Here is a 5,654-nt window from a genome sequence, read left to right on the forward strand (position 1 = left end):
CCAATCTGTGTAGGAGCGGGTTCACCCGCGAAGGGGCCAGCCCAGGAATACAAAAAAAGCCCCGGCATCACTGCCGGGGCTTTGTTTTACCTCACCAGAAGGCTCAGGACGGCACCACCGCCGCCTGCCCGCTCATGGCCAGGTCGACCAGCTCGCGGTTCGCCACCGCGTACATCGCATAGTCAGTGCCCGTGGCATTGCGCAAGTCGTCGAGCATGGCGCGCCAGCGCTCCACCATTCCCCGATGCTGCTCTGACCACAACGCCACGCGGGCATCCATGTCTTGCGGTGCATCGACCATCTGCAGGACCGAAATGGTGATCGCCCGCTGCTGCAAGTCGATATCGTCGCGGAAAGCCTCGCGCGCCAGCGCCTGCCAGTTGTTTTCCACCGGCAGGTTGCTGATTTCCTGCAAGTACCAGGTCAGGTCCAGTGCGCTGCCCACGGCGAAGAATGCCTTGGCCACCTGCGCTGGCTCATGGCCGGTCACGTCGGCCGCCTCAATGATCGGCAGCAGGGTGTACAGGTGGCTGGTACCCGCCACCATCCGCGCCAGCAACTCCGGCACACCGGCGTCGACAAAGCCTTGGTAGCGCACCATCCAGCGTTCGCGGGTGGGGCCTTCGAGCAGCTCATCCAGCTTCAGACCCAGCTGCGCGATCTTCGGCCCGAAGTGCGCGGTATCGCGCCCGGCGTCCTGTTCGTTGCGGCGGCTACGCAGGAACCAGCGCGTGGCACGGCGGCCCAGGCGCATCAGCTCGTCCATCAGGGTGAGCTGGATTTCTGCCGGCACCTGATAGTCCAGCGCCTCGATCTGGCGGAACCAGTGCGGCAGGTGGAAGATGTCGCGCACGATCACGTAAGCGCCGGCCACGTTGGCCGGGCTCATGCCAGTCGACTCCTTCAGGCGCTGTACGAAGGTGATACCCATGTTGTTGACCAGGTCGTTGGCGATCTGGGTGCTGACGATTTCGCGCTTCAGGCGGTGGCGGCGCATGGCCTCGGCGAACTTGCTGACCAGGGACGGCGGGAAAGCGGTTTCCATGTCACGGGTCAGGTAGTCGTCGTCCGGCACCAGCGACTTGAGCAGTTGCTCCTTGAGGTCGATCTTGCTGTACGAGATCAGCACCGACAGCTCGGCGCGGGTCAGGCCCTGGCCGGCAGCCAGGCGTTCGGCCAACTGCTCTTCAGACGGCAGGAATTCAATGGCACGGTCCAGCTTGCCCCGCGCCTCGAGGTCGGCCATCAGGCGCTTGTACTCGGCAATCCGCTCGCGGGCGCGGCGGGCGGCCAGCGAAAGCGCCTGGGTCTGCTTGTAGTTGTTGCCCAGCACCAGGCCGGCCACTTCGTCGGTCATGCTGCCCAGCAGCTGGTTGCGCTGCTTCTCGGTCATGTCGCCACCCTGCACCACTTCGTTGAGCAGGATCTTGATGTTGACCTCGTGGTCGGAGCAGTCCACGCCGCCGGCGTTGTCGATGAAGTCGGTGTTGGTGGCGCCGCCATTCAGGCCGAACTCGACGCGGCCGAGCTGGGTCATGCCCAGGTTGCCACCCTCGCCCACCACCTTGCAGCGCAGTTCGTTACCGTTGACCCGCAGCGCATCGTTTGCCTTGTCGCCGACATCGGCGTGGCTCTCCGTACTGGCCTTGACATAGGTCCCGATACCACCGTTCCACAGCAGGTCTACCGGGGCCTTGAGCAGCGCATTGAGCAACTCGGTCGGGGTCAGGCGGTCGGCTTCGATGGCGAAGCGCTCTTTCATCTGCGGGCTGATGGCGATGCTCTTGGCACTGCGCGGGAAGATCCCGCCGCCTTCGGACATGATGCTGGTGTCGTAGTCGCTCCAGGCCGAACGCGGCAGATCGAACAGGCGCTTGCGTTCAGCGAAACTGGAAGCGGGCTCCGGGTTGGGGTCGATGAAGATATGCAGGTGGTTGAACGCGGCCACCAGTTGCAGCTTGTCGGACATCAGCAGGCCATTGCCGAACACGTCACCGGCCATATCGCCCACACCAATGACGGTGATCGGGTCTTCCTGCACGTTGATGCCACGCTCGCGGAAGTGACGCTGCACGCCCACCCAGGCACCGCGTGCGGTAATGCCCATTTTCTTGTGGTCGTAACCGGCCGAGCCGCCCGATGCAAAGGCATCGCCCAGCCAGAAGCCGTAATCGATGGCAATGCCGTTGGCGATGTCGGAGAAGGTCGCGGTGCCTTTGTCGGCCGCCACCACCAGGTACGGGTCGTCATCGTCATGACGCACCACGTTGGCCGGCGGCACCACGCCACCGTCCTTGAGGTTGTCGGTGATGTCGAGCAGGCCGGAAATGAAGATGCGGTAGCACGCCACGCCTTCGGCGGCAATCTCGTCACGGCTGCCGCCAATCGGCAGACGGCGCGGCAGGAAGCCCCCCTTGGCGCCGACCGGCACGATGACCGAGTTCTTCACCTGCTGGGCTTTGACCAGGCCCAGCACTTCGGTGCGGAAGTCTTCTTCGCGGTCGGACCAGCGCAGGCCGCCACGAGCGACGTTGCCAAAGCGCAGGTGCACGCCCTCGACGCGTGGCGAATAGACGAATATCTCGAACTTTGGCACCGGCTTGGGCAGTTCGGGGATCAGCTTGGGGTTGAACTTGAAGCTGAAGTACGACTTGTTCTGGCCGCTTGCGTCGGGCTGGTAGAAGTTGGTACGCAGGGTGGCCTTGATCAGGTCCAGGTAGCGCCGCAGGATGCGGTCTTCGTTGAGCACTTGCACGTCGTCCAGCGCAGTCAGAATGGCCTGTTCCAGGCGCTGCTGCTTGTCGTCAAGGTCGTCCTGGGTAAGCTTGCGCGCCAGGTAGAAGCGAGTCTTGAACAACCGGGTCAGCTCACGGGCGATGTCGGTGTGGTTGTTCAGGGTGCTGGCGATATAGCCCAGATCGAAGCCCAGACGGATCTGTTTCAGGTAACGGGCGTAGGCACGCAGCAAGGCCACGTCACGCCACGGCAAGCCGGCGGTGAGCACCAGGCGGTTGAAAGCGTCGTTCTCGGCATCACCACGGACGATGTGGATGAAGGCGTCCTGCAGGGTATCGTTGAGCTGCTGGATATCCAGGCTCAGGCCTTCGCTGTAGGTGAAGGCGAAGTCGTGGATCCAGTATTCACGGCCATTGGCATGGCGCAGGCGATACGGGAACTCGCCGAGCACGCGCAGGCCGAGGTTTTCCAGAATCGGCAGCACGTCGGACAGCGCCAGCGGGGTGTCGGCGTGGTACAACTTGCAGTGCAGGATGCGCTCGCCCATCTGGGTCAACGGCTGGTAGAAGCTCATGGCCAGCGGCTTGCTTTCCGACAGGTTCAGCACATGCTGCAGGTCGACCACCGCCGAGTGCGCGGCGAAGCGCTCGCGGTAACCGGCCGGGAACCCTTTGGGGAAATCGGCAAGGATGTTGGTGCCCTGGGCTTCGCCGAAGTTCTCCACCACCAGTGCCGAGTAGTCGTCATGCCACGAGCGGCAGGCCTGGATGACTTCGCGTTCCAGCTGCTGCGGGTCGATGTCGATACGGTTCTTGGGGTCGACCCGCAGAATAAGTTGCACACGGGCCAATACCGATTCGGAGAAGAAGGTCCAGAACTCGCAGTCGGTGGCCTTCAGGCGCTCCATCAGCACCTGCTGGATCTTCTGCCGCACTTCGGTGGAGTAGATTTCCCGCGGGACGTAGGCCAGGCAGTAGCAGAAGCGGCCATACGGGTCTTTGCGCAGGAACACGCGGATCTTGTTGCGCTCCTGGATCTGCACGATTGCCATGACCGTGCTGAACAGCTCGTCGATCGGCGTCTGGAACAGGTCGTCGCGCGGCAGCACTTCCAGCACCTGGGCCAGTTCCTTGCCCAGGTGGGCCTTGGGATCGAAGCCCGAACGGCGCTCGACTTCAGCCACCTTCACGCGGATGTACGGAATGGCATGTACGCTTTCGCCATACACCGACGAGGTGTACAGCCCCATGAAGCGGTGCTCCTTGATGACCTTGCCGTCGGCGTCCAGCTGGCGGATCGACACATAGTCCGGGTAGGCCGGGCGATGCACGCGGCTGGGCAGCGCGGCCTTGGCGAACGACAGCAGCAGCGGCTCGTTGAGGTAGGCCACAGCGTAGTCTTCGATGCGCAGCTCTTCTGCGGTCAGGCCCACACGCAGACGACGCGGCAGGCCGAGGAACGACTGCTCGTCGTAGACCATCTGGCCGCCATCGGCGTCGCCCTTGACGGTGAATTCTTCATAGCCCAGGAAGGTGAAGTGGTTATCCAGCAGCCACTCAAGGAAGGCCTTGACTTCGCCCTTCTCGTTTTGGGCAGGACCAAAGCCGGTCTGTTCCACCTGCGCCACCACTTCACGCAGTTTGGCCTTCATCGGGTCGAAGTCGGCCACCACCACCCGTACCTCGGCCAGCACCTGCTCGATCTCGCGGGTCAGCACTGTCAGCTCGGCGGCATTGGCGCAGCGGTCGATCTCCAGGTACATCAGTGACTCATAGCGCACGCCTTCGCCCTGGGTTCCCTTGGGCAGCAGTTCCAACAGCTCGCCCTTGGCGCCACGGCGCACGCTGAGCACGGTGGTTTGCAGGGTGTGGATGCTGTAGCCACGGCGGTTGAGCTCGGTGCGCACCGAGTCGACCAGGAACGGCAAGTCATGGTGCAGCACTTCGACCACGGTATGGGTCGACTGCCAGCCATTGCGTTCGTAATCAGGGTTGTACACCCGCACTTGCGGGTATTCGGGGTCGAAACGCTCGATGATGCGCCAGGCTGACAGGGTGCAGCCGGCCAGGTCGGAAAGCCTGCGCTGGGTGAGTTCGTCCAGAGAGATGATGCCGAAGAACTGCTCGGCGAACAGCGCCACTTGTGGCAGGGACTGCTCGCTGATGTGCTGCGCCAGGGCCGCTTGCAGTTGATGCTGGAAGTCGGCTTTGCTGGCTGCGGTGAAGAACGCCATCTGTGGTACTCCGCTTGGGCTTTGTAATAATTGAAGCGTCGCTGCGTGCGCCGTGTACGGATCAACGATAGCCAACCCGTGGCATGGCGGACGGTAAAAAACCAGACGTTGAACGTGCGCAGGCACGCCCAGGGCTCGCCGAAGCTTAACGACTGATCGGTCATCTACGCTTGCAGCGCTGCGACAATTTCGGTCAAGGGGCGGTAACTTTACGTTTATGCCTGTACGCAAGACTGTCAGAATTCCCTTCCGTTTCCTTTGACCCGAGCCTGCTCATGCAAATCAACACCGCCCTGCTGTTCGCCACCCCTTGCGATAACGAGGAAGACAACATGGCGACCCTGTGCTGCCACAGCGACAAGGGTCAGATGTTCCTGCTTACCCGTTACCCGGACGAGGACACCGTCGACCTGACCCTGGATGACGAGCCGTCGACGCTGGATGGCCTTAAAGTGACCCTGAGCGCCAAGCGCCTGCTGATCGAAGTGGCGGCCGGCGACCAGGACGCGCTGAAGGGGGATGAAGTACTGGAAATCAACCTGACCAGCGAGCTGAGTGACATGGATGAAGTGAAGGAAACCCTGGAGAACATCCTGGCCGGTACTGGAACCTTTGTCTGCGAGCTTTGAACCGTGCCCCTGCCTAGTGGGAACGCGGTCCCTGTGGGAGCGGCCTTGTGTCGCGA

The 5,654-nt window shown here is 62.6% G+C and carries 2 protein-coding genes; one reads left to right on the forward strand and one right to left on the reverse strand.

Annotation, left to right across the window (positions count from 1 at the left end; all coding sequences use genetic code 11):
- Positions 1 to 103: 103 nt before the first annotated feature.
- Positions 104 to 4,969: an NAD-glutamate dehydrogenase gene (locus ACF8FG_RS09490; RefSeq protein ID WP_014591820.1), complete on the reverse strand. Its 4,866-nt coding sequence runs from the start codon at positions 4,967 to 4,969 to the stop codon at positions 104 to 106.
- Between the two features lie 275 nt (positions 4,970 to 5,244).
- Between ACF8FG_RS09490 and ACF8FG_RS09495 the strand changes: the two genes are divergently transcribed.
- On the forward strand, positions 5,245 to 5,598 hold the full coding sequence (locus ACF8FG_RS09495) for a hypothetical protein (RefSeq protein ID WP_392518731.1): 354 nt from the start codon (positions 5,245 to 5,247) through the stop codon (positions 5,596 to 5,598).
- Positions 5,599 to 5,654: the final 56 nt, after the last annotated feature.

The organism is Pseudomonas sp. YQ_6 (genome assembly GCF_043103245.1).
In the GTDB taxonomy this organism is placed as follows: domain Bacteria; phylum Pseudomonadota; class Gammaproteobacteria; order Pseudomonadales; family Pseudomonadaceae; genus Aquipseudomonas; species Aquipseudomonas alloputida.

Coding starts and splice junctions, on each gene's coding strand:
- ACF8FG_RS09490 (WP_014591820.1), bottom strand. CDS start 4,969: ATGGCGTTCTTCACCGCAGCCAGCAAAGCCGACTTCCAGCATCAACTG.
- ACF8FG_RS09495 (WP_392518731.1), top strand. CDS start 5,245: ATGCAAATCAACACCGCCCTGCTGTTCGCCACCCCTTGCGATAACGAG.